Source organism: Faecalibacterium butyricigenerans, from assembly GCF_020687345.1.
Taxonomy (GTDB): domain Bacteria; phylum Bacillota; class Clostridia; order Oscillospirales; family Ruminococcaceae; genus Faecalibacterium; species Faecalibacterium butyricigenerans.
Map to the genome: position 1 here is coordinate 1 of NZ_JAJEQL010000024.1, position 24,192 is coordinate 24,192.

Here is a 24,192-nt window from a genome sequence, read left to right on the forward strand (position 1 = left end):
AGTCCAGAGGTAGGGAGGGGGGAGTCGAAACACCCCTCCCTGCCTCTGGCCCGCGCGGAGCGCAAGCCACTTGACCGCAAGAAAAAACTTAATCCGCGCCACCAGCGCGCAAGCCAGCTAAAAAAACAACCCCACATCAAGTCGTTATAACAGACCCTCAAGAGAGAAAGAGAGTATTATCCGAATGAAAATTGCGTGTATTTCCCTTGGATGCCCGAAAAATCAGGTCGATCTGGACGTCATGGTCCACATCCTGTTGTCTGCGGGCCACGAGACGGTGGCCGACCTCGGCGAGGCGGACGTCATCCTCGTCAACACCTGCGGATTCATCGAGAGCGCCAAGACTGAGGCCATTGAAAACATCCTTGAGGCCTGCTCCTACAAGCAGGTGAACCCGAACCTGAAGGTGGTCGTCACCGGTTGTCTGGCTGAGCGCTACCGGAGCCAGATCGAGGAGGAGATCCCCGAGGTGGACGCCGTGGTCGGCTGCGCCTCCAATAAGGCCATCGACTCCATCGTGGCCCGCCTGTTCAGCGGCGAAGAGCATCTGGAGAGCTACGGCCTCAAAAAGGACTTCCCGCTGGGCGGCAAGCGCGTCATCGGCACGCCCGCCCACTATGCGTACTTAAAGATCGCCGAGGGCTGCAACAACCGCTGCCACTACTGCGCCATCCCCGGCATCCGCGGCCCGCTGCGCAGCCGCGAGATGGCCGACTGTGTGGCAGAGGCCCGCTGGCTGGCCGGTGAGGGCGTCAAAGAGCTTATCATCGTGGCACAGGACCCCACCGCCTACGGCGAGGACTGGGGCAAGCCGGGCAGCATCTGTGAGCTGCTGGACAAGCTGAACCGGATCGACGGCATCCAGTGGATCCGCATCATGTACGCCTACCCTGAGCGCATCACCGATGAGTTCATCGCTGCCATGAAGCGGAACGAGAAGGTCCTGCCCTACCTCGACCTGCCCATCCAGCACTGCAACGACATCATCCTCAAGAACATGAACCGCCGCTCTACCCGCGCTGAGCTGCTGGAGGTCATCGGCAAGCTGCGCCGTGAGATCCCGGACATCACCCTCCGCACGACCCTCATCGCGGGCTTCCCCGGCGAGACAGAGGAGCAGTTCGAGGACCTGTGCAGCTTTGTGAAAGAGGTGCAGTTCGACCGTCTGGGCTGCTTTGCCTACTCCGCTGAGGAGAACACCGTCGCCGCCAAGATGGACGGTCAGATCGAGCAGGAGGTCAAGGACAGGCGCGCCGAGCTGGTGATGCAGATCCAGACCGGCATCATGGCCCAGAAGCAGGCCGCAAAGGTGGGCCAGACCGTCCGCGTCCTCTGCGACGGCGTGGACGACGAGAGCGGCCTCTACCTCTGCCGCACCGCCGCCGACGCCCCCGAGGTGGACGGCAATGTCTGCGTGTCCAGCGAAGAGCCGCTCTACCCCGGCGAGTTCTATGACGTGCTGGTGGAGGACAGCGACCTTTACGATTTGTATGGTACTGTCGTAAAATAACAGATTGGAGGATAATTCTGTATGAATCTGCCCAATAAGCTCACCCTGACCCGTATCCTGCTGGTGCCGGTGTTCATGATCTTCGTCTCTCTCGGCCAGTATATCACGCCGAGCTACAACCCCCGCTACTACCTCATCGCCGGCGTGGTCTTTGCCGTGGCCAGCTTCACCGACTTCCTCGACGGTCATCTGGCCCGCAAGTGGAACATGGTCACGGATTTCGGCAAGTTTGCCGACCCGCTGGCCGACAAGCTGCTGACCACAGTGGCCTTCATCTACATGATGCGGGACGGCGTATGCAGCCCCGTGGTGCTCTGCATCATTCTGGCCCGTGAGTTCGCTGTCTCCGGACTCCGCATGGTAGCCGCCGGTGCCAAGGATGGCCGGGTCATCGCCGCCAATATGTGGGGCAAGGTGAAGACCGTGCTGCAGATGCTGACCATCCTCTTCTACTACTTCACGGTCTCCCTGACCGGAAACGTGCTGGGCCAGCAGTGCGCAGATGTGGCCTCTGTGCTGTGCTGGGGCGTGGCCGCTGTGACCGCGATCTCCGGCATCAAGTATCTGTGGGACAACCGCAGCTTCATCAATACGGCAAAATAAGCGCCTCACCGGGTGTAAAAAAGAAACGAGCGGAAAAACCGCTCGTTTCTTTGATATTGCAGCAAATAATTACAGGTAGGAGAGCGCAAGATGCTGAAAAACATCCTCATCGTCGGGCGGAAGCTGGCTTCGGCAGCCCTGAATTTCCTCATCGTGTACTTCGAGACCATTGCCCTCCCCATGAGCTGGGCGCTGGGCGGCACCATCATGTTCACCATGTACACCGAGCTGTCCAACATCTTCAACGGCGCGGTCTGCCTGCTGGTGGGGCTGTGGCAGCTGGGCTGCGTTTTCACTGGGCGGGAACTGCCCCTCTGGCTCAAGCGGCTCAAATTCATCTCCACCAGCTGCCTTGCCATGACCTTCCTGACGGTGGTCATCATTCTGGCCCCCATGTACGAGGACGGCAACGGCTGGTACATCATGCTCTTCACCGGCTCGATGCTCTACCACCACTTCCTCAACCCGGTGCTGGCCATCCTGTCGCTGGTGCTCTTCGAGCGTCTGCCCCGCCTGTCGCTGGGACAGGTCTGGTGGGCGCTGGTCCCGACCGTCCTATACGGCCTGTATGATCTGCACGGGAATATTACAGGGACCATTGACGGCCCCTATCCCTTTATGCGGGTGTATGACCAGACCATCCCGGAGACGCTGACATGGTTCGCCATCATCCTTGGGACAGACCTTCTGTATGCCTTCCTGCTCTGGTGGCTGGGCGGCAACGGAAAGAAGAGCAAAGTGGGCTTGAAATTCCGGACATAAGAAAAGGCCGCTGTACCTTGTCTGTGGGTACAGCGGCCTTTTTGGCCTCTCCAGCCACAAAAGCCTTACAGCAGCGGGATCCCTGCCTTTTCGCAGGCCTCGCGGGTGGCGGCGTCCCAGACGCTGGCCTGGACCTCACCGATGTGGGCGCTGCCCAGCAGCAGCATACACAGACGGCTCTGGCCGATGCCGCCGCCGATGGTGTAGGGCAGCTCGCCGTTCAGCACAGCCTTGTGGAAGGGGAGCGTGCGGCGGTCGTCGCAGCCTGCGGCGGTGAGCTGGCGGTCCATGCTCTCGGGGCTGACGCGGATGCCCATGCTGCTCAGCTCATAGCTGCACTGCAGCGGCTCGTTCCAGAACAGCAGGTCGCCGTTCAGATCCCAGTCGTCGTAGTCGGGTGCACGGCCATCGTGGGGCTTGCCGCTCTTGAGAGGGGCACCGATCTTCATCAGGAAGGTGGTGCCGTTCTCCTTGACAAAGGCGTTCTCCCTCTCCTTCGGGGTCAGGTCGGGGTACTTGTCCTCCAGCTCCTGTGAGGTGATGAAGGTGACGTTGGGGGTGTGGAGCGGCAGGTCCTGCAGCTGGGGGAACATGGCGTGCAGGTTCATCTCGGTGGCGCAGACCGCCGACACGATGGAGCGCACGACGTTCTTCAGGTACGTCTCGTTCCGGTCCTCCTCGCGGATGACCTTCTCCCAGTCCCACTGGTCCACATAAATGGAGTGGAGGTTGTCCATGTCCTCGTCGCGGCGGATGGCGTTCATGTCGCAGTAGAGGCCTTTGCCGACCCGGAAGCCGTAGTCCTTCAGGGCTTTGCGCTTCCACTTGGCCAGCGACTGGACCACCTGCACCTCGATGCCGCTATCCTTGGTGTCGAAGGTGACTTTCCGCTCGACGCCGTTCAGGTCGTCGTTCAGGCCGGTGGAGGCCTCGACGAAGAGCGGCGCCGACACGCGGTAGAGGTTCAGCGTGGCGCACAGGGTGTCGGCGAACAGCCGCTTCACCGTGCCGATGGCGCGCTGGGTGTCGTACAGGTTCAGCGCGGGCGTGTAGTTTGCCGGAATGATGATCTTGCTCATGGCAGTTTACCCCTCTCTGCTGTCCTGCGCCGCCGAAATGCCGCGCCGGGGACAGCTTCCCTTTAATAAAGTAAATTATGGCACAAGTTCGGGGAGATGTAAAGGGGAAAGCGTTGATTTTGCAGCGCGGTCAGGTCTTTTTGCGCAGAATAAACCTCGGCCCTTCCTCGCCCATCGTTCCCGTGGGCACGAAGCCCACCCGGCGGAGGACGGCCTGCGAGGCGGTGTTGCCGGGGTCGGTCTCGGCCTCGACGGCGGTGACGCCGGGCTGGCCGAAGGCCCAGCGGCAGGCGGCGCGAACGGCCTCGGTGGCGTAGCCCTGATGCTCGTACTCCGGCAGGAGGCCGTAGCCGATCTCGGGATGGCCATTTTCGGGCAGTCCCTTGAAGCAGAGGTCGCCCACCCAGTCGCCGGAGTCATTCTGATAGAGACCCCATGCGGTGTACCAGACCCACTGGTCGGGGTGGGCGAGGGAGAGATCCAGCATATCGGTGTAGGGCTGGACAAGCTCCGGGTCGGTGGTGCGGGCCAGAAGGGCGCGCATCCCGTCCGGACGCAGGGGAATGAGAAAAAGGCGTTCGGTGAGGAGCTGCATGACAAAAAACCTCCGGTCTGTGTTTTTGCCCAGTGTAGCACAGCCGGGAGAGGGAGTCAAACGCTTGACTTACGCCCCGGCGGCTATTATAATAAAGCTGTAAAAGGATAAATGCGTTTATCCGGGCAGAGTAGCGCCGCATCGTCTGGGCAGAGAAAACGGGCCGTTGGCTGGGAGCCTGTTTGCAGACCGCTGTGTGAAGTGCGCCCGGACAGCACGCTGCGGGAAATTTGAGTATCGCAGTGCGGATGGCCGCCGTTACCGGCCCTGAGCGACAAACCGGAGTGGAACCGCGATCTTGAAAAAGAACCGCCTTCGATGCTGTGCCTTTTGGCGCAGCGTTGGAGGCTTTTGCTTTTTCAGGCAAAAGGGCATCGCGGCTCCGGCCTGTCCCACAAGAAGGAGTATTTCAGCTATGCAGATCTTCAACACCCTGACCCGCCAGAAGGAAGAGTTCGTGCCGCAGGTGCCCGGCGAGTACCGCATCTACGTCTGCGGCCCCACCGTCTACAACTATATCCACATCGGCAACGCCCGCCCGCTCATCGTCTTCGATACCCTGCGCCGCTACCTCGAGTACCGCGGCAACAAGGTCATCTACGTCTCCAACATCACCGACATCGACGATAAGCTCATCAAAAAGGGACAGGAAGAGGGCACCTCCATGAAGGAGGTCGCCCAGCGCTTCGAGGCCGAGTACCTCAAGGACGCCGCCGGTCTCAACTGCAAAAAGCCCACCGTCCAGCCCCGCGCCACCGAGCACATCCAGCAGATTTTGGACATCGTGAAGGACCTCATCGAGAGCGGCCACGCCTACGTTGCCAAGAACGGCGACGTCTATTTCCGGGTCAAGAGCGACCCCGAGTACGGCAAGCTGAGCCACCTCAAGCTGGACGACCTCGAGAGCGGCAACCGTGAGCTGCGCAGCCAGATGGAAGACGACCTGAAGGAAGACCCCGCCGACTTTGCGGTCTGGAAAGCTGCAAAGCCCGGCGAGCCTGCATGGGAAAGCCCTTACGGCATGGGCCGCCCGGGCTGGCACATCGAGTGCAGCGCCATGAGCCGCACCCATCTGGGCAAGACCATCGACCTCCACTGCGGCGGTCAGGACCTCATCTTCCCCCACCACGAGAATGAGATCGCCCAGAGCGAGTGCGCCAACGGCTGCACCTTCGCCCGCTACTGGATGCACAACGGCTTCATCAACGTGGACAATCAGAAGATGTCCAAGAGCCTGCACAACTTCTTCACCGTCCGCGATGTGGCAAATCTCTACGGCTACGAGCCGATCCGCTACTTCATGCTGACTGCCGGCTACCGGATGCCGCTGAACTACACGGTGGACCTCATCGAGAGCTGCAAGAACAGCCTCGAGCGCCTCTATACCTGCCGTGAGAACCTCGACTTCGCCCTCAGCAAGGCCGAGTTCGGCACCGACGAGAGCCTGAAGGAGAAGGCCGAGGAGGCCAAGCGCAAGTTCTGCACCGCGATGGACGACGACCTGAACACCCCCGATGCACTGGCCGCAGTCTTCGACCTCGTGAAGGACATCAACACCCTGTCCGCCGCTTCCAGCAAGGCCGCTCTTGAGGCCGGCGCTGCCGCCTTCGACGAGATCACCGGCGTGCTGGGCCTGATGTACAACCGCAAGAAGGACGAGGTGCCCGCCGAAGTGACGGAGCTGGTGGAGAAGCGTGCCGCCGCCAAGAAGGCGAAGGACTGGGCCTCCGCCGACGCCATCCGCGCCCAGCTGACCGAGATGGGCTGGGCCGTCAAGGATACCGCTCAGGGTCCCCAGCTGAGCAAGCTGTAAGAGAAGAACCAATGCAGGGCAAGCCTGCGCTTTTGCCAGAAGCTGGTAGCTTTGGGCAGCGCGGGCCTGCCCTGCTTTTTTATGGAAAAGAAAGCGGGGGCGGGATGTTGTAATATTGCTGATTTTATCGAAAAATGTTTACAGGCTCTGCCGGGTAATGGTATGATAAAGGTATCTTTGGAGAGAAATACAGCTGCATGATGGAGAGAACGAAGATGATGAAACGAAACTGGATGCACCGACTGGGAGCATTCGCAGCAGCTGCAGCGCTGGTGCTCAGCCTCGCAGGCTGCGGGGCTGAGCAGAGCGGCGGACCGGCAGATGTCGAGCCGGTGCGGCTGACCGTCTGGACGTACTACAACGGCGACCAGCTGGAAAGCTTCAACAGATTGGTCGAAGAGTTCAATGCGACTGTCGGCAAGGAACAGAACATCACCGTGGAAAACTGCAGTCAGGGCAATGTCAATGACCTTGAGGCACAGGTGATGGCCTCGGCACAGGGCAAGGTGGGCGCAGAGGAGATGCCCAACATCTTCATGGCCTACGCGGACACCGCCTATACGATGGACCAGATGGGCGAGCTGGTGGATCTTGCGCCCTACTTCACCGACGAGGAGAGGGCGGCCTACATCGGGAGCTACCTGACCGAGGGCGACTTCAACGACGACGGCAGCATCAAAATATTCCCGGTGGCAAAGTCTGTGGAGCTTTTATTCTTGAACGACACCGACTGGCAGACCTTTGCCGACGCCACCGGCGCAGAGTACGCCGACCTTGAGACCATCGAGGGGCTGGTCGGGACTGCCGAAGCCTATTACAACTGGACGGACGCCCAGACCGAAACGCCCGACGACGGCAAGGCCCTGTTTGGCCGCGACGCGATGGCGAACTATATGCTCATCGGCGCAAAGGAGCTGGGAGACACCCTCTTCGACGTCAAGGGCGGCAGGATGACCGTGGAGCTGACCGAGGCCACCGCCCGCAGGCTGTGGGACAACTACTATGTGCCCTACGTCAAGGGCTGGTTCTCCGCCAGCGGCCGCTTCCGCAGCGACGATATTAAGATCGGCAACATTCTGGCCTACGTCGGCTCCAGCTCCAGCGCCACCTATTTTCCGTCTCGGGTAATGCTGAGCGACACCGAGAGCCACAGCATCGCCCTGAAAGTCCTGCCTGCGCCCCATTTTGCCGACGGCGAGAAATTCGCTGTCCAGCAGGGGGCCGGTATGGCCGTGGCAAAGACCACCGACGCCGAGGAGGCCGCCAGCGTGGTCTTCCTCAAGTGGCTGACCCAGCCGGAGAATAATATTGCCTTTGCGGTAGGCTCCGGCTATCTGCCCGTGACCCACGCCGCCAATGAGATGGACGCCATCCGCAGCAGCGGCCTCATCCTGACCGGAAACATGGAGAACATCCTGACGCAGGCCGTCGATACCGTGAACAGCAGCGAGATGTACACGCCCCGCGCCTTTGAGGGCGGCACCAAGGCCCGCGACACCCTGACCTACAGCATGAGCGACCTTGCAGAGGCCGACCGTGCCACCGTCGTCGCGCGCATCGCCGCAGGCGAGAGCGCGGCCGACGCCGAGGCGGAGTTTATGACCGATGAGTATTTCGAGGCATGGTATCAGAGCCTCTGCGATGCCCTGCGCCAGTACGAGGGCTGAGACGGCACAAAGACGAGTAAAAGAAGGGAGAGACCATGAAGCTTCTGATGCAAGATGAAGCAAAAGGAAAAGAACACACCATCTTTGTCACCATCTTTGCGGCGCTGATGGTCATGCTGGTCATCATGGTCATGCTGATGGCCTCGGCCATCGGGGTCAGCGGCGTCACCCTCCGACTGGATGAGAACGCGGTGGACATCCTCGACAAGCAGGTGGAGAACCGTGCCCGGTACATTGAGACCCAGCTCCAGCAGGCACAGGACCTGACGGGGCTTTCGAGCTTTATCAACGATACGGCTCGGCAGATGCTGGACGAGGGGACGATCTCTCTCGATACGCTGGATTCTACCGGCGGCGAGAGCCTGCCCCTGCTGGAAGCGGCCGCTCCGAGGCTGCTCAAGGCGCTCCGCGCCAAGCAGGTCAGCGGCGTCTTCCTCATCCTGAACACCCACGACTTTACAGACCGCACCTCCGGCGACCGGCTGCCCTGCGTCTATCTGCGGGACCTCGACCCGGAAGCCGCCTCCTCGGCGGACAACTCCGACGTGATGTTCGAGCGCGCTCCGGCAGAGCTGGTGCAGGCCTTCGGCATCACTACGGACAAGGCGTGGACGCCTGCGCAGCAGTATCTGGATGGGGAAGAGGATGCCTTTTATGTCCGGCCCTTCCAAGCTGCCTATGAGAGCGGGGAGCAGATCGGAGCTGCGGCGGATTATGGCCGCTGGACGACCCTGCCCTATACGCTGCTGGGCGATGACCGGGAGGCCATCGCCTACGCGCAGCCTCTGATTTTGGACGACGGCACGGTGTACGGCGTTCTGGGCATCGAGATGCTGGAAAGCTATATGGACACCAAGCTCCCGTGGGACGAATTGCAGAACGACCACCACGGAAGCTATCTGCTGGCCTCCACGACCTCCGACCTGCGGGGCGAGGAGCTGCAGATCCATGTCACCGCCAACACCGGCGAGCAGACGACCGCGCTGCAGAAGGAAGGATGGGAGCTGACCCTCCACCGCGCCAAGGGCTACTGGCATTATCCGAGCGGCGGTGCCGATCAGGTCGCCAGCATCCGCCAGATCAGCCTCTACAACCGCAACGCCCCCTTCTCAGGCGAGCGGTGGCTGCTTATCGGCGTGGTGGGAAGGAACGACCTCTTCCGCTTCTCCCAGTCGGTGACGAATCTCGTGAGCTTTGCGATCCTGCTGACGCTGGGCTTTGGTCTGGGCTGCGCATTCTTCGTCAGCATCGGTCTGGCCCAGCCGGTCGCTCAGCTCTCAAAGGAGCTGGCGGATGCGCAGGAGCGGCATCAGGCCGTCCCGGAGTTCTCCCGCACCGGCATCCGGGAGCTGGACAGGCTGGCCGACGCCATCGTGACCCTGAGCACCGACAACTACAAAGCAGCCGTAGCCGAGCGCAGCCGCATCGAGCACGAGCGCGATTACGACGCCCTTACCGGGTTGTACAGTCGTCAGGCCTTCTTCCGGGTCTGCGGCGAGCTGTTCGAGAAGCCCAGAATGATGCGCTGTGCGGCCCTGATGATGACGGACCTCGATAACCTCAAGACCATCAATGATACCTACGGCCACGACTGGGGCGACATCTATCTGCGCAAGACGGCCCACAGCCTGCAGCAGGGCGTGCCCAGCGGCACCGTGGTGGCGCGGCTCTCCGGCGATGAGTTCCTGCTGCTGTTTTACGGCTATGAGACGAAGGAGGCCGTGCGGAAAGACATCCGGAAGCTGGAAGAGGGCTTTGCCCGGAGCAGCGCCACCCTGCCGGACGGCAAGAAGCTGTGTATCCGGATGTCCGGCGGCGTAGCATGGTATCCCGACGATGCCGCCGACCTCGACACCCTCAAGCGATATGCCGATTTTGCGATGTACGAGGTCAAGCACTCCACCAAGGGCGAAGTCCGGGAGTTCAACATGGAGCACTACCGCGACGGCATCTACGCGATGAAGCAGCGCAGCGACTTCGAGATCCTTGTCCGGGAGCGGCAGGTGGACTACTACTTCCAGCCCATCTTCTCGGCCCGGGACGGCCATGTGGCGGCTTATGAGGCCCTGATGCGGCCCCGGCTGCCTGCTCTGAGCTCTCCCCAGAGGGTGATGGAGCTGGCCAGCGAGATGGGGCGGCTGTATGACATCGAGAAGCTGACCCTGTTCCGCGCCTGCGAGTGCTATGAAGCGCTGGAAGCGGCGGGCAAGGTGGAGCCGGATGCCCTCGTCTTTGTCAACAGCATCGCCAGCGTCAGCCTGAACGATGAGGATTGGGCGCACTTCCGTGCAGCCCACAAAGCCATCCTCTCGAAGCTGGTGGTGGAGATCACCGAGGAGGAGGAGATGGACGAACAGGCGCTGGAGCGGAAGCGGAATGCCACCGGTGCGCCCGCCGTCTTTGCGCTGGACGACTACGGCAGCGGCTACAGCAACGGGAGCAGCCTGTTGACCATCGCGCCCCGCTATGTCAAGGTGGATATCGCCATCATCCGGGGCATTGATGCCGACCCCGACAAGCAGCAGTTCCTCAAGGCCCTCATCGACTATGCCCGCCCCCGCGGCGTGCAGGTGCTGGCCGAGGGCGTGGAGACGATGGACGACCTGCGCAGGGTGTTGGAGATGGGCGTGGATCTTCTGCAGGGCTACGGTCTGGCCCGCCCGGCCGCAGAGCCTCTGGCCATCCACGAAAAGGCGGTCAGAGTCATCGAAGAAGCGGCCCGCCAGCGGGATGCATGATACAAAAAACAAGTCCTCTGCACCACAACAGGCACAGAGGACTTGTTTCTTTTTTGCGGTTTACTGGATAAAGCTGACAAAGAAGGGGCAGAGCACAGCAGTGAGGACGCCGGCCACCGCGATGGACAGGCCGCTCATCGCGCCCTCGATCTCGCCCATCTGAAGGGCCTTGCTGGTGCCCACGGCATGGGCCGAGGTGCCGATGCCGATGCCCTTGGCGATGGGGTCGGTGATGTGGAAGGCTTTGCAGATCACCTCGGCCAGCAGGTTGCCCGCGATGCCGGTGAGGATGACGACGGCACCGGTCAGGGCCGCGATGCCGCCCAGCTCGGCGGCGACATTCATGCTGATAGCCGTCGTGACCGACTTGGGCAGGAGGGTGGCGTACTGTTCCCGGGTGAGGCCCATGGCCAGCGCCAGCGCCAGCACGCTGCCAAGGCTGACCAGCGTGCCCACCGAGATGCCCGCGATGATGGCGGCGGCATTCTCCTTCAGCAGGTCCCACTTTTCATACAGCGGGATGGCGAGGCTGATGGTGGCCGGCAGCAGCAGGTAATTCACCGGCGCGGCACTGGCCTTGTAGTCGGCGTAGGAGATGTTCAGCAGGCTCAGAAAGAGGATGACAAAGATGCTGCCCAGCAGCAGCGGATTGAAGATGGCTTTGCCGGTGGTCTTGTTGATGAGGGTGCCCAGCGCGAAGGCGGCCAGCGTCAGCAGCACGCCCCACGCGGCGGAACCGGAGAGAAATCCGTTCAGCAGTTCAGTCATGTTCGACCTCCTTTTTTGCAGCGCGGCGGCTGGTGAGGGCCTGCGTGGTGCGGCCTGCGCTCACAAGCACGAGCACCGTCACCGGCACGATGGCGATGAGGATGGGCAGCAGCATCGCGCCCATCTCGGCCCAAAGCTCCATGACGCCCGCAGCGGCGGGCACGAACAGCAGCGGGAAGATGCCGGTGAGGAACAGCCCCACCTCCTTGACCTGCTCGAGCTTCACGATGCCGAGGCGGAGCGCCGCCAGCAGAAGCAGCAGGCCGTAGACGCTGGCCGGGACGGGGAGGGGCAGCAGGGCGTGACAGATCTCGCCCAGAAAACAGAACGCGAGGATGCGCGTGAATTGAAACAGATGGTTCGTAGGGATGCCTCCTTTGGCTTGAAAGAAACGAGAGATTACATCATGGAATACAAGTCAACAGTATAATCCAAAAGCCCCGGCGGCGCAACGGCAATTCTGGCCAAGATTTTGCACCCCCGGCACGGAAAATTGGAGGTTTGGATAGCGTGCCTGCCCCAAACCCTGCGGCGGGAGAGCGCGATAAACGGGAATTACCAGCGGGTCATGTTCTTCTTGAACTTGGCGGTATATGCCTCTTTCAGTTCTTGCTCGCTGATCCCATAGCACAGAAGGACGTCATTGTAATACATGAGTACATCCGCCATTTCTTCCACGAGATGCTGCCGGACTTCTGCATCCTCAACAGCCTTTTGGTCTCCGTTCTTCTTGATAATGTCGATAACTTCGCCTACTTCACCGAGCATCCATAACAGTTTGTGCTTGCCGGCCTCCGGGCCGATCGGCTCCCACTCGTCTTTATATTTTTCCTGCAGGGCCTGCTGTATCGCAAGCATATCTTCTATCGTAAAATCGCCCATGGTTTCCTCCATAAATTTTGATTTGCTGTTCTCGTCCTGTACCGTCCTGCTCTGACGTGGATTGGTGGGTGACGCAACAAAAAAGCCCCTGACCTAAGTCAGAGGCTCTTGTTTTGGTGGAGCATTATCCACAGCAGTCGAACCTTTAAGCAGGCATATCGTTGCTGCGGTCAGAGCGCTTCAAACCAAGAAACGGCGGCACCTCGGAACGCTTCAGCCCTTGCTCGTGTGCTTTTTTCAGTTGATATTCGTGCAGGGCAATGCTGTCCAGCAGATCACGCTGATTTTGGGAAGCTGCATAGTAATCAACGCCGAACCGTTTGCAGACTGCGCTGAGTTGGTCAAGCATTTCAATAGCAGTAGGGGACATTCGTTTGACTTCAATATCCATGGGAGCACCACCTTTCAGGAAAGATATGTATTGAAGAGCGAAAGCGCCGCATTGTCGGCAAGCATCAGCATGATCGGCCCGCCGGACTGTTTGGCAAAGACCCGGATCGCGCCAAAATCCCGGATATAATGTTTTGCAAGTTCATCCGTCTTAGCTTCAAAAGTGACGACGCCGTTTTTACCGGAATCAATGGAAAGCTGGATGCCGAACGCGATCATCATACGCCCGATGCCCAGATATTTTTTCTGAAGGGTCAGCGTCGGGTTGCTCTCCGGGTGGCTTTCGATGTACTCAATATAAACGAACATGCTGGATTCTGTTTCGCGGTAAGCACCCAATGCTACGATTTCGCCGTTTTCGGTTTTAGCCGTGTACTTTTCCAGTGCGGGGTCACCGATGAACTCACTTGTCCAGTCGGTCTGCCAGCTTTCTTTGGTTGCAGCAAGGTCAGCGGGAGTTGACTTGTCAACCTCAATCGGAATCCTATTGCCCGTATCGGATGCTGTGACAAAATATTGCAAAGTCATAATGCCCACCTTCTTTCAGTTTTATTATAACGAAAGAACGATAGACTTTCAAGAAAGAAAATCGCAAAGAGAGTGAAAGTGTGAGAGCAAGAACCGTCCCGTGGCCACAAATTTTCAGTTGTTGAAAATTCTTGCTCCCTTTGGAACAGATTCTTGTTGGGGCGTGCGGTGCCCCAAACCCTGCTGTTGAGGTTGCGACAAACCAGGAGTTATCGAACCGCACTTGTGATTTCTTCTAATGTGTCCTGGCGAAGCCACTTTCCAAATACTTGAGAATTCTTTGACGGCAGATAACCCAAATTCGTATATCCCAGCTTCTTCAAAAGGCTCATACTTGGAATGTTCTCTCTTTCAGTAAAACAGATAAAATCCCACTGAGGATAGTGCTTGTGTAAATACTCAATTAAAGAGGACAAGGCTTCATAGGCGTAACCGTTTCGGTGAACTTTATAAGAAAATGTGTACCCTAAAGAAATTGTGCCCTCGTTAGGCATAACGACGATTTCGCCAATCATGACATCCGTTTCTCTTAATGCAACACTAATCATAGTCGGCGATGAGATATTCAGGGCATTGTCTTTATTACGCTCGATCAAAGTAACAATATCCTTATAATCTTTCGTCTGGCCTCGTTGATATTTCGAGCATCGCTCATTATTTCGATAATCAACCATCTGAATCGCATCTTTAGGACTTACATTTCTTAGTCTGAGCCGATTTGTTTCTAAAAAGGTCATCTTCTCATCCTTTCACATTCCGGCTTATGGGCCGAGTAGCCCTTTCTCAAAACCTCCTGTAAACAAAAAACGTACCCGAACCCTTTTCATAAAGAATCGGGTTCGAGTACGAACTGTATGGTGGACGGTACAGGACTCGAACCTGTGACCTCCTGCACGTCAAGCAGATGCTCTACCAGCTGAGCTAACCGTCCATATTCTATTTTGCTGTAGTCAGCTCAATTATGATAGCATAGGATGGAATAAAAATCAAGCCTTTTTTGCAAAAATCTTAAAAAAATCTTTCTGCCGCAGGCAGGGGAAGCGAAAAGGTTATCGTTGCCCCTTTTTTATAGCTGTGCTATAATAAGATGATTACAATAGGAAAGGTATCGCAGAATGAGAGTATTGGGCATCGACCCGGGCTACGCGATCGTGGGCTGGGGCGTGGTGGACTATGCGGGAAACCGCTTTGCACCGGTGGATTTCGGCGCGGTGTGCACAGACGCCGGTGTGCCGTTCGAGCGGCGGCTGGATGAGGTGTATGCAGGCATCCGGGAGGTCATCGAGCGGACACGGCCAGAGGCGCTGGCCATCGAAAAGCTGTTCTACCAGCACAACCAGACCACCGTTATCGGCGTGGCCGAGGCGCGCGGCGTCATCCTGCTGGCGGCGGCGCAGGCGGGGCTTCCCATCTACGAGTACACCCCCATGCAGGTCAAGCAGGCCGTTACCGGCTACGGCAAGGCCGTGAAAAAACAGGTGCAGGAGATGACCCGTGTCCTGCTGCACCTGCCCGCCATCCCCAAGCCCGACGATACCGCCGACGCGCTGGCGATGGCCATTACCTTCTGCCACACCAATGGCAGCCAGCTCAACCGCTTCGTGCGGAGAGTGCCAGGCCCTATCTGAACCTCTCAGTCTGCTTCGCAGACAGCTCCCCTACCGAGGGGAGCCTCTGGCGAAGAGGGAACGCTTTACGGAATGCCAAGGACTCTCCTCGATAGGAGAGGTGGCACGCCGTAGGCGTGACGGAGAGGTTTAGCCAAGCGGAGAAAGAGATATGATATACAGCTTAACCGGAAAGATCATCAAAAAGACCCTGAACGCTGTGGTCATCTGCTGCGGCGGCGTGGGGTACTACGCCCAGTGCCCGGCCAGCGTGGCCGGTGCGCTGCCCGGCGTGGGCAAGGAAGCCACCATCTACACGGTGATGAGCGTCACGGAGAACGACGTCAGCCTCTACGGCTTTGCCAGCGAGGAGCAGCAGGCCTGCTTTGAGCTGCTCACCTCGGTGTCGGGCGTGGGCGCGAAGGTGGGTCTGGCCATCCTGAGCGTCATGGAGCCGGACCGTGTGGCGCTGGCCATCTCGGCGGGAGACCACAAGGCGTTCAAGGCTGCGTCCGGCGTCGGCCCGAAGCTGGCCCAGCGCATCGTGCTGGAGCTGAAGGATAAGGTGGCCAAGGGCTTTGCAGGCGGCATCGACCTTGAGAATGTAGCAGGCGCGGCTGCGGATACCGCCGCTGCGCAGGGGGCAGGGCAGGCCATCGCCGCGCTGGTGTCGCTGGGCTACAGCCAGAGCGAGGCCGCGCTGGCCGTCTCCAAAATCGACGGCACGCTCCCCGTGGAAGAGATCATCAAGCTGGCACTGCGCAGCATGGCGGGCAGGAGGTAAACGATGCAGGATGAAACCGCGCTCTATGGCGCAAAAATGATGCAGCCCGGGATGACGGCGGCGGACAGCGAGGAGAACAACCTCCGCCCCCAGCACCTCGAAGACTACATCGGACAGGAAAAGGTCAAGCAGAACCTGAAGATCTATCTCGAAGCGGCCAAGCGCCGGGGCGAGCCGATGGATCACATCCTGCTCTATGGCCCGCCGGGTCTGGGCAAGACGACGCTGGCCGGCATCATCGCCAACGAGATGGGGGTGCAGATCCGCATCACCAGCGGCCCGGCCATCGAGAAGCCCGGCGACCTCGCCGCCCTGCTGACCAATCTGCAGGAGGGCGACGTCCTCTTTATCGACGAGATCCACCGCCTTTCCCGGCAGGTGGAAGAGGTACTCTACCCGGCGCTGGAGGATTACGCGCTGGACATCATGATCGGAAAAGGCCCCAGCGCCCAGAGCATCCGCATCAATCTGCCCCGCTTCACGCTGGTGGGCGCGACCACCCGCGCGGGCCAGATCACCGGCCCGCTGCGGGACCGCTTCGGCGTGCTGCTCAAGCTGGAGCTTTACAGCCCCGATGAGTTGAGCCGCATCATCATCCGGTCGGCGGGCATCCTTGACCAGCCCATCACCCCCGAGGGTGCTTACGAGCTGGCAAAGTGCAGCCGGGGCACGCCCCGCGTGGCGAACCGCTTCCTGAAGCGGGTCCGCGACTTTGCCACGGTGCTGGGCGACGGCGTCATCGATCGGGAAGTGGCGCTGCTGAGCCTCAAGCGGATGGACGTGGACACACTGGGTCTGGACGAACTGGATCGCAGCCTGCTGCGCGCCATCATCGAGATGTACAACGGCGGGCCGGTGGGTCTGGAAACGCTGGCCGCTGCCCTCGGCGAGGAGGCTGTGACGCTGGAAGACCTGTGCGAGCCGTATCTGATGCAGATGGGCTTCCTGACCCGGACGCCGCGGGGCCGCTGTGCCACCCGGCTTGCTTACGAACACCTCGGCCTGAAAGCGCCTGAGAGCGGCAGCGCCGAGGACAATGGACAACAGAGCTTATTTTAAGCGAGGTATTTACTATGGGAAAGTATTTTGGTACCGATGGTGTGCGCGGCGTGGCCGGTGCAGATCTGACCTGTGAGATGGCGATGCTCATCGGACGCGGCGCTGCCGCCGTGCTGACCAGCAGCACCGGCCATAAGCCCCGCATCCTCATCGGCAAGGACACCCGCCAGTCCGGCGATATGCTGGAAGCTGCCCTGACGGCCGGCCTGTGCAGTGTGGGCGCGGACGTCGAGAGTCTGGGCGTCGTGCCCACCCCCGCCGTAGCCTATCTGGTGCGCAAGTACAACGCCGACGCCGGTGTCGTCATCTCGGCCTCCCACAACCCGATGGAGTTCAACGGCATCAAGATCTTCGCCGGGACCGGCTACAAGCTGCCGGACGATGTGGAAGAGGAGATCGAGGCACACATCGACGACAAGTGTGCGGGCATCCCGCTGGCCACCGGCGACGGTGTGGGCCGTGTGACCTGCCGCATCGACGGCATCAAGGACTACGTCGAGCATCTGTATGAGTCCATCGGCGGCGACCTGTCGGGCCTGAACGTCTGTATCGACTGCGCCAACGGCGCGTCTGCCGAGGTGGCCCGGCAGCTGTTCCCCCGTCTGGGCGCAAAGTGCACCTTCCTCGGCGTCAGCCCCGACGGCAGGAACATCAACGCCGGTGTGGGCAGCACCCATCTGGATAATCTGGAAAAGGCTGTCGTCGAGGGCGGCTTCGACTGCGGCATCGCCTTTGACGGCGACGCCGACCGCTGCCTCGCCTGCGACGAGAAGGGGCAGGAGCTTGACGGCGACAAGATCATCGCCCTGCTGGCGATGGCGATGAAGGATAAGGGCCGTCTGGACGGCAACACCGCTGTCGTTACGGTTATGTCCAACCTCGGCTTCGTCAAGTATATGGAGTCTCAGGGCATCAACACCGAAAAGACCGCCGTAGGCGACCGCTACGTCCTCGAGAATATGCGGGAGAACGGCTACGCCATCGGCGGCGAGCAGAGCGGCCACGTCATCCTGCTCCACCACGCCACCACCGGCGACGGCGAGCTGACCGCAGGCAAGCTGCTCAGGCTGCTGGCCGAGAGCGGCAAGAAGATGAGCGAGCTGAACGGCATCTATGCCCAGTACCCGCAGGTGCTGGTGAATGTCGTGGCCAATGCTGCCCAGAAGGCCGCCTACAAGACGGACGAGGTGCTGGCCGGTTTCATCGAGAATGAGGAGCAGAAGCTGATGGGCATGGGCCGCGTGCTGGTGCGGGTGTCCGGCACCGAACCGAAGATCCGCGTCATGGTGGAGGGTCAGGACCTCGAGGCCATCGACTGCTGCGCCAAGCGCATCGTGGAGAAGATCAACAAGCGCATCCTCGAGGGTCTCGAGGGTTAAGCTACAGACAAAAAGCAGGAAGGAGGACGCATATGCGCCCTGCAGATACATGGAAAGACTACGAGCTGCTGGATGCCACCGACGGCAACCGGCTGGAACGCTGGGGTGAGACGCTGCTGGTTCGGCCTGACCCGCAGGTGGTGTGGAAGACGCCCCAGCAAAGCCCTCTCTGGGCCAAGGCAGACGCCGTCTACCACCGCTCCAATCAGGGCGGTGGTGAGTGGGAATACCGCCGCCGTCTGCCCGAGAAGTGGAAGATCAGCTGCGGCGAAGGGGAGGATAAGCTGACCCTCATCGTCAGCCCCACCGGCTTCAAGCACACCGGCGTCTTCCCCGAACAGGCCGTCAACTGGGCGTGGTACGCAAAGAAGATCCGCGCCGCAGGCCGCCCCATCAGGGTGCTGAACCTCTTCGGCTACACCGGCGGCGCCACGCTGGCCTGTGCGGCTGCCGGGGCCACCGTCTGCCATGTGGACGCCTCCAAGGGCATCGTGGCATGGGGCAAGGACAACGCCGCCGCCAGCGGCCTTGCAGACCGTCCCATCCGCTGGCTGGTGGACGACTGCGCCAAATTCGTCGCCCGCGAGAAGCGGCGGGGCAACACCTACGACGGCATCATCATGGACCCGCCCAGCTATGGCCGCGGCCCCGGCGGCGAGATCTGGAAGCTGGAAGACTGCATCTACGACCTCATCAGCCAGTGCGAGGAGGTCCTGAGCGATCAGCCGCTCTTCTTTGCCGTCAACAGCTACACCACCGGCCTGTCGCCCGCCGTCATGGAATATATGCTCAAGACGACGCTGGTGCCCCGCTTCGGCGGGCAGACCTCCTGCGACGAGATCGGCCTGCCCGTCTCCGCCACCGGCGGCGTCGTGCCCTGCGGCGCGACGGCGATCTGGGAGGAATAAAATTTTCAAACCGTAAGGGCAGGGGCCTTTGGGTCAGGCTGTCCTTCCATACAACCTCTCAGGCGCTTCGCGCCAGCTCCCCTAGTAGGGGAGCCTCTGGCGAAGAGGCGGAACTTTCCGGAATGCCAAGGCCTCTCCTCGATAGGAGAGGTGGCACGGCGTCAGCCGTGACGGAGAGGTTGACCACCTTATAGTATGGGGTACAGCCCCTTTCGGAGGGGCGCACCACCAGAAAGAGAAAACAAATGAGTGAAACGATACTGACAGCAGAAAATTTAAAGTTCCGCTATGACTCGGAGCAGCCGGGCTACGCGCTCAACGGCGTCTCCATGCAGGTCCGGCGGGGCGAGTTCGTGGCCGTGCTGGGCGCGAACGGCTGCGGCAAGTCTACCCTTGCCAAGCATTTCAATGCCATCCTCCTGCCGGAGGAGGGCAAGGTGTACGTCGAGGGGATGGACACCGCCGACGAGGACAAGCTCTACGACATCCGCCAGACCGTGGGCATGGTGTTCCAAAGCCCCGACAACCAGATCGTGGCGACGGTGGTGGAAGAGGACGTGGCCTTTGCGCTGGAAAACCTCGGCGTCCCGCCGGAGGAGATGCGCCGCCGCGTCGATGACGCCATGAAGATGGCGGGCATCTACGAGTTCCGGGAGCGGGCGCCCCACAACCTCTCGGGCGGCCAGAAGCAGCGCGTGGCCATCGCAGGCGTCGTTGCCATGCGGCCTGACTGCCTCATCCTCGACGAGGCCACCGCCATGCTCGACCCCCGGGGTCGTGAGCAGGTGATGCAGACCATCCACCACCTCAACAAGGACATGGGCATTACCGTGGTGTCCATCACCCACTACATGGAGGAGGCCGCACAGGCCGACCGTGTGCTGGTGATGAGCGGGGGCAAAGTGGTGATGGAGGGCACGCCGAAAGAGGTGTTCAGCCAGACCGAGAAGGTCCGCGCCCTCCGCCTCGATGTGCCGCAGGCCGCAGAGCTGCGGGATGAGCTGGTCAAGGCCGGCATCCCCCTGCCCGAGGGCATCATCGACACCGGCGAATGCGCACAGGCTCTGTATGAGCTGCTGAAATAAGGGGGGGCGGAAGCATGGCAAGCATCATTAAAGTAGAACACCTGAGCTATGTCTACAATCCCGGTATGCCGAATGCGGTCACTGCGCTGGACGACGTGAGCTTTGAGGTGGAAGAGGGCGATTTCGTGGGCATCATCGGGGCCACCGGCTCCGGCAAGAGCACCCTCATCACCCATATGAACGGGCTGAACAAGCCCACCAGCGGTAAGATCATCATTGATGGCCGCGACCTCTGGGCCGAGCCGGAAAAGATAAGAGATTTCCGCTTCCTGACGGGTCTGGTGTTCCAGTACCCGGAGTACCAGCTGTTCGAGGAGACCTGCTACAAGGACATCGCCTTTGGCCCCAAGAACATGGGGCTGGACGAGGCGGAGATCGACGCGCGCGTCCATGAGGCGGCCCGGTTCGTCGGCCTCGATGAGGCGCTTCTGGAGCGCAGCCCCTTCGAGCTGTCCGGCGGTCAGAAGCGCCGTGTGGCCGTGGCCGGCGTCATGGCCATGAAGCCCCGTATCCTCGTGCTGGACGAGCCTGCGGCGGGCCTCGACCCCGAGGGCAGAGATGAGATCCTCTCGGAAGTGAAGGACTACCACAAGAAGACCGGCACCACCGTGCTTCTCGTCTCCCACAGCATGGAGGACATCGCCAAGTACGCCGATAAGGTGCTTGTGATGAGCCGGAAGAAGATCGCCATGTACGACACGGTGGAAAAGGTCTTCGCCCGTGCGCCGGAGCTGCTGGAACTGGGCCTCTCCGTCCCGCAGGTGACGAAGATCTTCCTCAAGCTGCGGGAGATGGGGGTGGATGTCCCGGCGGACGTCTACACCATCCCCTACGCCGTCAAGACCATTCTGGCGGCAAAGGCCCGGCGGGATGCGGGAGAGACTCTCGTCCTGCCCCGGAATAAAAATACGCAGGAAGGGGGTGCAGCCGGATGCTGAGAGATATTACCATCGGCCAGCACTTCCCGGGCAACAGCCTCGTCCACCGGTTTGACCCCCGGCTCAAGCTGGTGCTGACCATCCTGTATATCGTGCTGCTCTTTGCGGCGTCGAACCCGCTGGGCCTTGCGCTCTCGCTGATCTTCCTCGCGGTGATGTATGCGGTGGCAAAGATCCCCTTCCGGCTCATCGTCAAGAGCCTGAAGCCCATCTTCCCCATCATCGTCTTTACGGCGGTGCTCAACCTCTTTTTCGTCTCAGGCGAGGGCGACCCGGTGTTTCAGCTCGGTTTTCTGACCGTTTACGCGGAGGGCATCCGGTATGCTGTGCTGATGGCCGTCCGTGTCATGGCCCTTATCGCAGGCACCAGCCTGCTGACCTACACCACCAGCCCCATCGTCCTGACGGATGCCATCGAGCAGCTGCTGAAGCCCCTCGGGAAGCTCCACTTCCCGGTGCACGAGCTGGCGATGATGATGAGCATTGCGCTGCGGTTCATCCCCACCCTCATCGAGGAGACCGATAAGATCATGAACGCCCAGAAGGCCCGCGGTGCACAGCTGGACAACGGCAAGATGACGGAGCGCATCAAGGCGCTGGTGCCGGTACTGGTGCCCCTGTTCATCTCGGCTTTCCGCCGCGCTGACGAGCTGGCCATGGCCATGGAGTGCCGCTGCTACCGCGGCGGCGACGGCCGCACCCGCCTCAAGGTGCTGCGCTGCACGAGACAGGATTACATCGACCTCGCGGTCTGCCTCGCCTGCTTTGCAGTGATCTTGGCGTCGAGGCTGGTGTTCCCGAACTTCTAAAGAGCGAGGAATTTGTTCTCTTTTGGTGTCAAAAGAGAACCAGAAAACCACCAGCAATTTCGACGCGCTGGATCCACGAGAAAGGGGCTGCTCGCCCCTTTCAGACCCCAAAGAGGAAGTCGAAACGGAAAAAAGCTAAGCCGCTCCGCTAAAAGCTTTTTTCTCGTTTCTCCGATTTTGAATGATACGAACGGGAAAGTTGTAATTTCGTAGATGAACTATCTTCTTACTTTAGCCTACGACGGCACCAACTACTGCGGGTTTCAGGTGCAGCCCAACGGGCGGAGCGTGGCCGCTGCGTTTCAGGACGCCTTGGAGGCGGTGCTGGGCAGCCGCCCCGACATCAAGGGCTGCAGCCGCACCGACGCAGGCGTCCACGCGCTGGGCTTCATGCTCAACTTCCACGCCGACACCCGCATCCCGGCGGCAAAGCTGCCGCTGGCCCTCAATCAGCATCTTCCCCCGGACATCCGGGTGTTGGAGGCGCGGGTGGTGCCCGACGACTTCCACGCCCGCTATGCGGCCCACACAAAGACCTACCTCTACCGCATCCACAACAGTCCGATCGACTCGCCCTTCGCCTCCCGCTATTACACCAAGGTGCCGGGGCGGCTGGACGCCGACCGGATGCAGCAGGCGGCACAGTATTTTGTGGGGACGCACGATTTCCTTGCCCTCTGCGCTTCGGGCAGCTCGGCAGCCGCCCACGGCGACACCGTGCGCACTATCACGGCCTGTGAGGTCGAGCGCCGGGGCGACGACATCGACATCACGGTGACGGCAGACGGATACCTCTACAACATGGTGCGCATCCTCGCGGGCACCCTCTGCGAGGCGGGCGCAGGCCGTCTTGCGCCCGAGGCGGTGCCGGGCATCCTCGCCAGCTGCGACCGGAAAAACGCCGGCCCGACGCTGGCGGCAAAGGGGCTTTTCCTCAAGAGCGTGGACTACGATTAACACAAACACGACCGGTGCTCCCGGAGGGGGAATGCCCCCTTTGGGAGCACTGTCGTTGCAGGAAGGGGACAGGAACGTATGAGAAAGAAGCATCGAGGCTTCCGGCCCGCGTCGGACGAGCCGCTTTCGGAGGGCCGGGTCGAGTACCTCGAGCAGGCCCGCGCCCGGGTGCGGAACCGGCGCATCCGGCGCACCGCGCTCATCGTCGCGGCGCTGACGCTGGTGGTGCTGTTCGCCACCGGCTTTGTGGGCAGCTCGGTGGCAATGGCCAAGGACTGGGCCGACACGGCCCGCATCCTGCTCTTTCCGGGGACGGGCTGGCCCCAGCAGACCGGCGTCATGGAGGTGGAGCAGCTTGCCGCCCTGAACGGAAGTTTTGTGGAGCTGGGGGAAGAGGGGTGCGTGGTCTGGTCCCGCACCGGCACCCGCCTCAACGCCATCCAGAGCGGCTACGCCCGGCCAGCGCTGGCGGCGGGCAAGAACCGCTTCGTGCTCTACAACCGCTCGGGCAATGAGCTGCGGGTGGAGAGCCGCACCCAGAACCTCTACACCAAGACGATGGAGAACAGCATCACCCTCTGCGCGATGGCCGACAACGGCACGCTGGCCGTCGTCACCGAAGACCCCGGCAGCGCCGCCAGACTGCGGATCTACTCCTCCTCGATGGAGGAGCAGCTGAGCTGGAGCCTCACCACCACCGACGGCACGCCGCTGCGGATGGCCTTTTCGCCGGATGGGCGGCGGCTGGCGGTGGCGGCGGTGACGGTCAGCGGCGGGCAGATGGTGACGAATTTCTACATCGTCACGCTGGCGCAGGGCGACCCTGTCCTTGTGGGCAGCGGCAGCGGCGCGGCCCAGTGGCTGAGCTGGCCCAGCGCCCAGAGTGTACTGGCCCTCTGCGACAGCCGCGCCGTCCTCTACAACGCATCGGGCGGCGAAAAAGCTGCCTACGACTTCACCGGCCAGACCCTCCGGGACATCTCGGTGGATGCCTCGGGCAATGCCGCCCTGCTGCTGGCCTCCGGCCAGCTCTGTCAGGCGGTGATGCTGGGCCGTGAGCTGAACGTGGAGGGCACAGCGCAGGTGCAGGCGGCCAACCGCATCGTCCGGGCCGGGCAGAGCTTCTATCTGCTCACCGACAGCGGCGTGGAGTGTCTCTCCACCGACGGTGCCTCCCAGTGGCAGCAGGGCCTTTCCGCCCGGCCGCAGGGCCTGCTGGCCGACCGGAAGCAGCTGCTGGTCTTCTGCGGCAACGCCGTGCAGGTGCTGACTCCTCCCGAGGCGGAAACCAGTGCCTCGGGCAATCCATGATAGAATAAGGAAAATAAGGT

Annotated in this window: 24 protein-coding genes and 1 tRNA gene; 16 read left to right on the forward strand and 9 right to left on the reverse strand. The window is 61.0% G+C overall.

What is annotated here, in order from left to right:
• The first annotated feature begins 184 nt into the window (after nt 1-184).
• The 3 genes from rimO to LKD23_RS09250 all read left to right on the forward strand — a co-directional run bounded on the left by rimO (nt 185) and on the right by LKD23_RS09250 (nt 2,875).
• Nucleotides 185-1,510: a 30S ribosomal protein S12 methylthiotransferase RimO gene (rimO, locus tag LKD23_RS09240; protein ID WP_227621403.1), complete on the forward strand. Its 1,326-nt coding sequence runs from the start codon at nt 185-187 to the stop codon at nt 1,508-1,510.
• A 21-nt stretch (nt 1,511-1,531) separates the two neighbouring features.
• Nucleotides 1,532-2,113: a CDP-diacylglycerol--glycerol-3-phosphate 3-phosphatidyltransferase gene (pgsA, locus tag LKD23_RS09245; RefSeq protein ID WP_227621404.1), complete on the forward strand. Its 582-nt coding sequence runs from the start codon at nt 1,532-1,534 to the stop codon at nt 2,111-2,113.
• 90 nt (nt 2,114-2,203) lie between these two features.
• Nucleotides 2,204-2,875, forward strand: coding sequence for a hypothetical protein (locus LKD23_RS09250; RefSeq protein ID WP_227621405.1), 672 nt, complete (start codon nt 2,204-2,206; stop codon nt 2,873-2,875).
• Between the two features lie 65 nt (nt 2,876-2,940).
• Here the strand turns inward: LKD23_RS09250 and asnA are convergent, their stop codons facing one another.
• The gene (asnA, locus tag LKD23_RS09255) at nt 2,941-3,954 is read right to left on the reverse strand and encodes an aspartate--ammonia ligase (RefSeq protein ID WP_227621406.1); all 1,014 of its coding nucleotides are present in this window, start codon (nt 3,952-3,954) and stop codon (nt 2,941-2,943) included.
• Between the two features lie 130 nt (nt 3,955-4,084).
• Nucleotides 4,085-4,549: a GNAT family N-acetyltransferase gene (locus LKD23_RS09260; RefSeq protein ID WP_227621407.1), complete on the reverse strand. Its 465-nt coding sequence runs from the start codon at nt 4,547-4,549 to the stop codon at nt 4,085-4,087.
• 415 nt (nt 4,550-4,964) lie between these two features.
• On the opposite strand from LKD23_RS09260, the gene cysS reads away from it, so the two are divergent.
• The 3 genes from cysS to LKD23_RS09275 all read left to right on the forward strand — a co-directional run bounded on the left by cysS (nt 4,965) and on the right by LKD23_RS09275 (nt 10,767).
• A complete protein-coding gene (gene cysS, locus LKD23_RS09265; protein WP_227621408.1) occupies nt 4,965-6,362 on the forward strand; it encodes a cysteine--tRNA ligase in 1,398 nt (465 codons plus the stop codon).
• 215 nt (nt 6,363-6,577) lie between these two features.
• The gene (locus tag LKD23_RS09270) at nt 6,578-8,029 is read left to right on the forward strand and encodes an ABC transporter substrate-binding protein (RefSeq protein ID WP_227621409.1); all 1,452 of its coding nucleotides are present in this window, start codon (nt 6,578-6,580) and stop codon (nt 8,027-8,029) included.
• A gap of 35 nt (nt 8,030-8,064) precedes the next feature.
• Nucleotides 8,065-10,767: an EAL domain-containing protein gene (locus LKD23_RS09275; protein WP_227621410.1), complete on the forward strand. Its 2,703-nt coding sequence runs from the start codon at nt 8,065-8,067 to the stop codon at nt 10,765-10,767.
• Nucleotides 10,768-10,827: 60 nt separating this feature from the next.
• Here the strand turns inward: LKD23_RS09275 and LKD23_RS09280 are convergent, their stop codons facing one another.
• The 7 genes from LKD23_RS09280 to LKD23_RS09310 form a co-directional block, all read right to left on the reverse strand.
• A complete protein-coding gene (locus LKD23_RS09280; protein ID WP_227621411.1) occupies nt 10,828-11,535 on the reverse strand; it encodes an LrgB family protein in 708 nt (235 codons plus the stop codon).
• Nucleotides 11,528-11,935 carry a CidA/LrgA family protein gene (locus tag LKD23_RS09285; RefSeq protein WP_368670642.1) on the reverse strand — a complete coding sequence of 136 codons (408 nt, stop codon included), beginning with the start codon at nt 11,933-11,935 and terminating at the stop codon, nt 11,528-11,530. Before LKD23_RS09285 ends, LKD23_RS09280 begins: the two co-directional genes overlap by 8 nt.
• 155 nt (nt 11,936-12,090) lie before the next feature.
• Complete coding sequence (locus LKD23_RS09290) at nt 12,091-12,429, reverse strand: dATP/dGTP pyrophosphohydrolase domain-containing protein (protein ID WP_368670641.1); 339 nt, start codon at nt 12,427-12,429, stop codon at nt 12,091-12,093.
• A 133-nt stretch (nt 12,430-12,562) separates the two neighbouring features.
• Nucleotides 12,563-12,808, reverse strand: a complete 246-nt coding sequence (locus LKD23_RS09295; RefSeq protein ID WP_005943479.1) for a hypothetical protein — start codon at nt 12,806-12,808, stop codon at nt 12,563-12,565.
• A gap of 14 nt (nt 12,809-12,822) precedes the next feature.
• Nucleotides 12,823-13,335: a hypothetical protein gene (locus LKD23_RS09300; RefSeq protein WP_227621412.1), complete on the reverse strand. Its 513-nt coding sequence runs from the start codon at nt 13,333-13,335 to the stop codon at nt 12,823-12,825.
• A 209-nt stretch (nt 13,336-13,544) separates the two neighbouring features.
• Nucleotides 13,545-14,072 carry a GNAT family N-acetyltransferase gene (locus LKD23_RS09305; protein WP_227621413.1) on the reverse strand — a complete coding sequence of 176 codons (528 nt, stop codon included), beginning with the start codon at nt 14,070-14,072 and terminating at the stop codon, nt 13,545-13,547.
• Nucleotides 14,073-14,190: 118 nt separating this feature from the next.
• Nucleotides 14,191-14,266, reverse strand: a tRNA-Val gene (locus tag LKD23_RS09310).
• A 184-nt stretch (nt 14,267-14,450) separates the two neighbouring features.
• Between LKD23_RS09310 and ruvC the strand changes: the two genes are divergently transcribed.
• The 10 genes from ruvC (at nt 14,451) to LKD23_RS09360 (ending at nt 24,172) form a co-directional block, all read left to right on the forward strand.
• Complete coding sequence (ruvC, locus tag LKD23_RS09315; RefSeq protein ID WP_227621414.1) at nt 14,451-14,963, forward strand: crossover junction endodeoxyribonuclease RuvC; 513 nt, start codon at nt 14,451-14,453, stop codon at nt 14,961-14,963.
• 151 nt (nt 14,964-15,114) lie between these two features.
• Nucleotides 15,115-15,726, forward strand: a complete 612-nt coding sequence (gene ruvA, locus LKD23_RS09320; RefSeq protein WP_227621415.1) for a Holliday junction branch migration protein RuvA — start codon at nt 15,115-15,117, stop codon at nt 15,724-15,726.
• 3 nt (nt 15,727-15,729) lie between these two features.
• A complete protein-coding gene (ruvB, locus tag LKD23_RS09325; RefSeq protein ID WP_227621416.1) occupies nt 15,730-16,785 on the forward strand; it encodes a Holliday junction branch migration DNA helicase RuvB in 1,056 nt (351 codons plus the stop codon).
• Between the two features lie 14 nt (nt 16,786-16,799).
• On the forward strand, nt 16,800-18,164 hold the full coding sequence (glmM, locus tag LKD23_RS09330) for a phosphoglucosamine mutase (RefSeq protein ID WP_227621417.1): 1,365 nt from the start codon (nt 16,800-16,802) through the stop codon (nt 18,162-18,164).
• 32 nt (nt 18,165-18,196) lie between these two features.
• On the forward strand, nt 18,197-19,072 hold the full coding sequence (locus LKD23_RS09335; RefSeq protein ID WP_227621418.1) for a class I SAM-dependent methyltransferase: 876 nt from the start codon (nt 18,197-18,199) through the stop codon (nt 19,070-19,072).
• 245 nt (nt 19,073-19,317) lie between these two features.
• On the forward strand, nt 19,318-20,157 hold the full coding sequence (locus LKD23_RS09340; protein ID WP_227621419.1) for an energy-coupling factor transporter ATPase: 840 nt from the start codon (nt 19,318-19,320) through the stop codon (nt 20,155-20,157).
• Nucleotides 20,158-20,171: 14 nt separating this feature from the next.
• Complete coding sequence (locus tag LKD23_RS09345; protein ID WP_227621420.1) at nt 20,172-21,095, forward strand: energy-coupling factor transporter ATPase; 924 nt, start codon at nt 20,172-20,174, stop codon at nt 21,093-21,095.
• On the forward strand, nt 21,089-21,904 hold the full coding sequence (locus LKD23_RS09350) for an energy-coupling factor transporter transmembrane component T family protein (RefSeq protein ID WP_227621421.1): 816 nt from the start codon (nt 21,089-21,091) through the stop codon (nt 21,902-21,904). The genes LKD23_RS09345 and LKD23_RS09350 overlap by 7 nt, the downstream gene beginning before the upstream one ends.
• A 213-nt stretch (nt 21,905-22,117) precedes the next feature.
• Nucleotides 22,118-22,861, forward strand: coding sequence for a tRNA pseudouridine(38-40) synthase TruA (gene truA, locus LKD23_RS09355; RefSeq protein ID WP_227621422.1), 744 nt, complete (start codon nt 22,118-22,120; stop codon nt 22,859-22,861).
• A gap of 78 nt (nt 22,862-22,939) precedes the next feature.
• Nucleotides 22,940-24,172: a DUF5711 family protein gene (locus LKD23_RS09360; RefSeq protein ID WP_227621423.1), complete on the forward strand. Its 1,233-nt coding sequence runs from the start codon at nt 22,940-22,942 to the stop codon at nt 24,170-24,172.
• The last annotated feature ends 20 nt before the right edge of the window (nt 24,173-24,192 follow it).

Bases quoted from the DNA above. Each gene is read 5' to 3' on its own strand.
- LKD23_RS09260 (WP_227621407.1), bottom strand. From the start codon at position 4,549: ATGCAGCTCCTCACCGAACGCCTTTTTCTCATTCCCCTGCGTCCGGAC.
- pgsA (WP_227621404.1), top strand. From the start codon at position 1,532: ATGAATCTGCCCAATAAGCTCACCCTGACCCGTATCCTGCTGGTGCCG.
- rimO (WP_227621403.1), top strand. From the start codon at position 185: ATGAAAATTGCGTGTATTTCCCTTGGATGCCCGAAAAATCAGGTCGAT.
- LKD23_RS09360 (WP_227621423.1), top strand. From the start codon at position 22,940: ATGAGAAAGAAGCATCGAGGCTTCCGGCCCGCGTCGGACGAGCCGCTT.
- LKD23_RS09275 (WP_227621410.1), top strand. From the start codon at position 8,065: ATGAAGCTTCTGATGCAAGATGAAGCAAAAGGAAAAGAACACACCATC.
- LKD23_RS09300 (WP_227621412.1), bottom strand. From the start codon at position 13,335: ATGACTTTGCAATATTTTGTCACAGCATCCGATACGGGCAATAGGATT.
- LKD23_RS09295 (WP_005943479.1), bottom strand. From the start codon at position 12,808: ATGGATATTGAAGTCAAACGAATGTCCCCTACTGCTATTGAAATGCTT.
- LKD23_RS09250 (WP_227621405.1), top strand. From the start codon at position 2,204: ATGCTGAAAAACATCCTCATCGTCGGGCGGAAGCTGGCTTCGGCAGCC.
- LKD23_RS09350 (WP_227621421.1), top strand. From the start codon at position 21,089: ATGCTGAGAGATATTACCATCGGCCAGCACTTCCCGGGCAACAGCCTC.
- LKD23_RS09340 (WP_227621419.1), top strand. From the start codon at position 19,318: ATGAGTGAAACGATACTGACAGCAGAAAATTTAAAGTTCCGCTATGAC.
- LKD23_RS09345 (WP_227621420.1), top strand. From the start codon at position 20,172: ATGGCAAGCATCATTAAAGTAGAACACCTGAGCTATGTCTACAATCCC.
- LKD23_RS09290 (WP_368670641.1), bottom strand. From the start codon at position 12,429: ATGGAGGAAACCATGGGCGATTTTACGATAGAAGATATGCTTGCGATA.
- LKD23_RS09335 (WP_227621418.1), top strand. From the start codon at position 18,197: ATGCGCCCTGCAGATACATGGAAAGACTACGAGCTGCTGGATGCCACC.
- LKD23_RS09280 (WP_227621411.1), bottom strand. From the start codon at position 11,535: ATGACTGAACTGCTGAACGGATTTCTCTCCGGTTCCGCCGCGTGGGGC.
- cysS (WP_227621408.1), top strand. From the start codon at position 4,965: ATGCAGATCTTCAACACCCTGACCCGCCAGAAGGAAGAGTTCGTGCCG.
- glmM (WP_227621417.1), top strand. From the start codon at position 16,800: ATGGGAAAGTATTTTGGTACCGATGGTGTGCGCGGCGTGGCCGGTGCA.
- asnA (WP_227621406.1), bottom strand. From the start codon at position 3,954: ATGAGCAAGATCATCATTCCGGCAAACTACACGCCCGCGCTGAACCTG.
- ruvC (WP_227621414.1), top strand. From the start codon at position 14,451: ATGAGAGTATTGGGCATCGACCCGGGCTACGCGATCGTGGGCTGGGGC.
- LKD23_RS09305 (WP_227621413.1), bottom strand. From the start codon at position 14,072: ATGACCTTTTTAGAAACAAATCGGCTCAGACTAAGAAATGTAAGTCCT.
- LKD23_RS09270 (WP_227621409.1), top strand. From the start codon at position 6,578: ATGATGAAACGAAACTGGATGCACCGACTGGGAGCATTCGCAGCAGCT.
- truA (WP_227621422.1), top strand. From the start codon at position 22,118: ATGAACTATCTTCTTACTTTAGCCTACGACGGCACCAACTACTGCGGG.
- ruvB (WP_227621416.1), top strand. From the start codon at position 15,730: ATGCAGGATGAAACCGCGCTCTATGGCGCAAAAATGATGCAGCCCGGG.
- ruvA (WP_227621415.1), top strand. From the start codon at position 15,115: ATGATATACAGCTTAACCGGAAAGATCATCAAAAAGACCCTGAACGCT.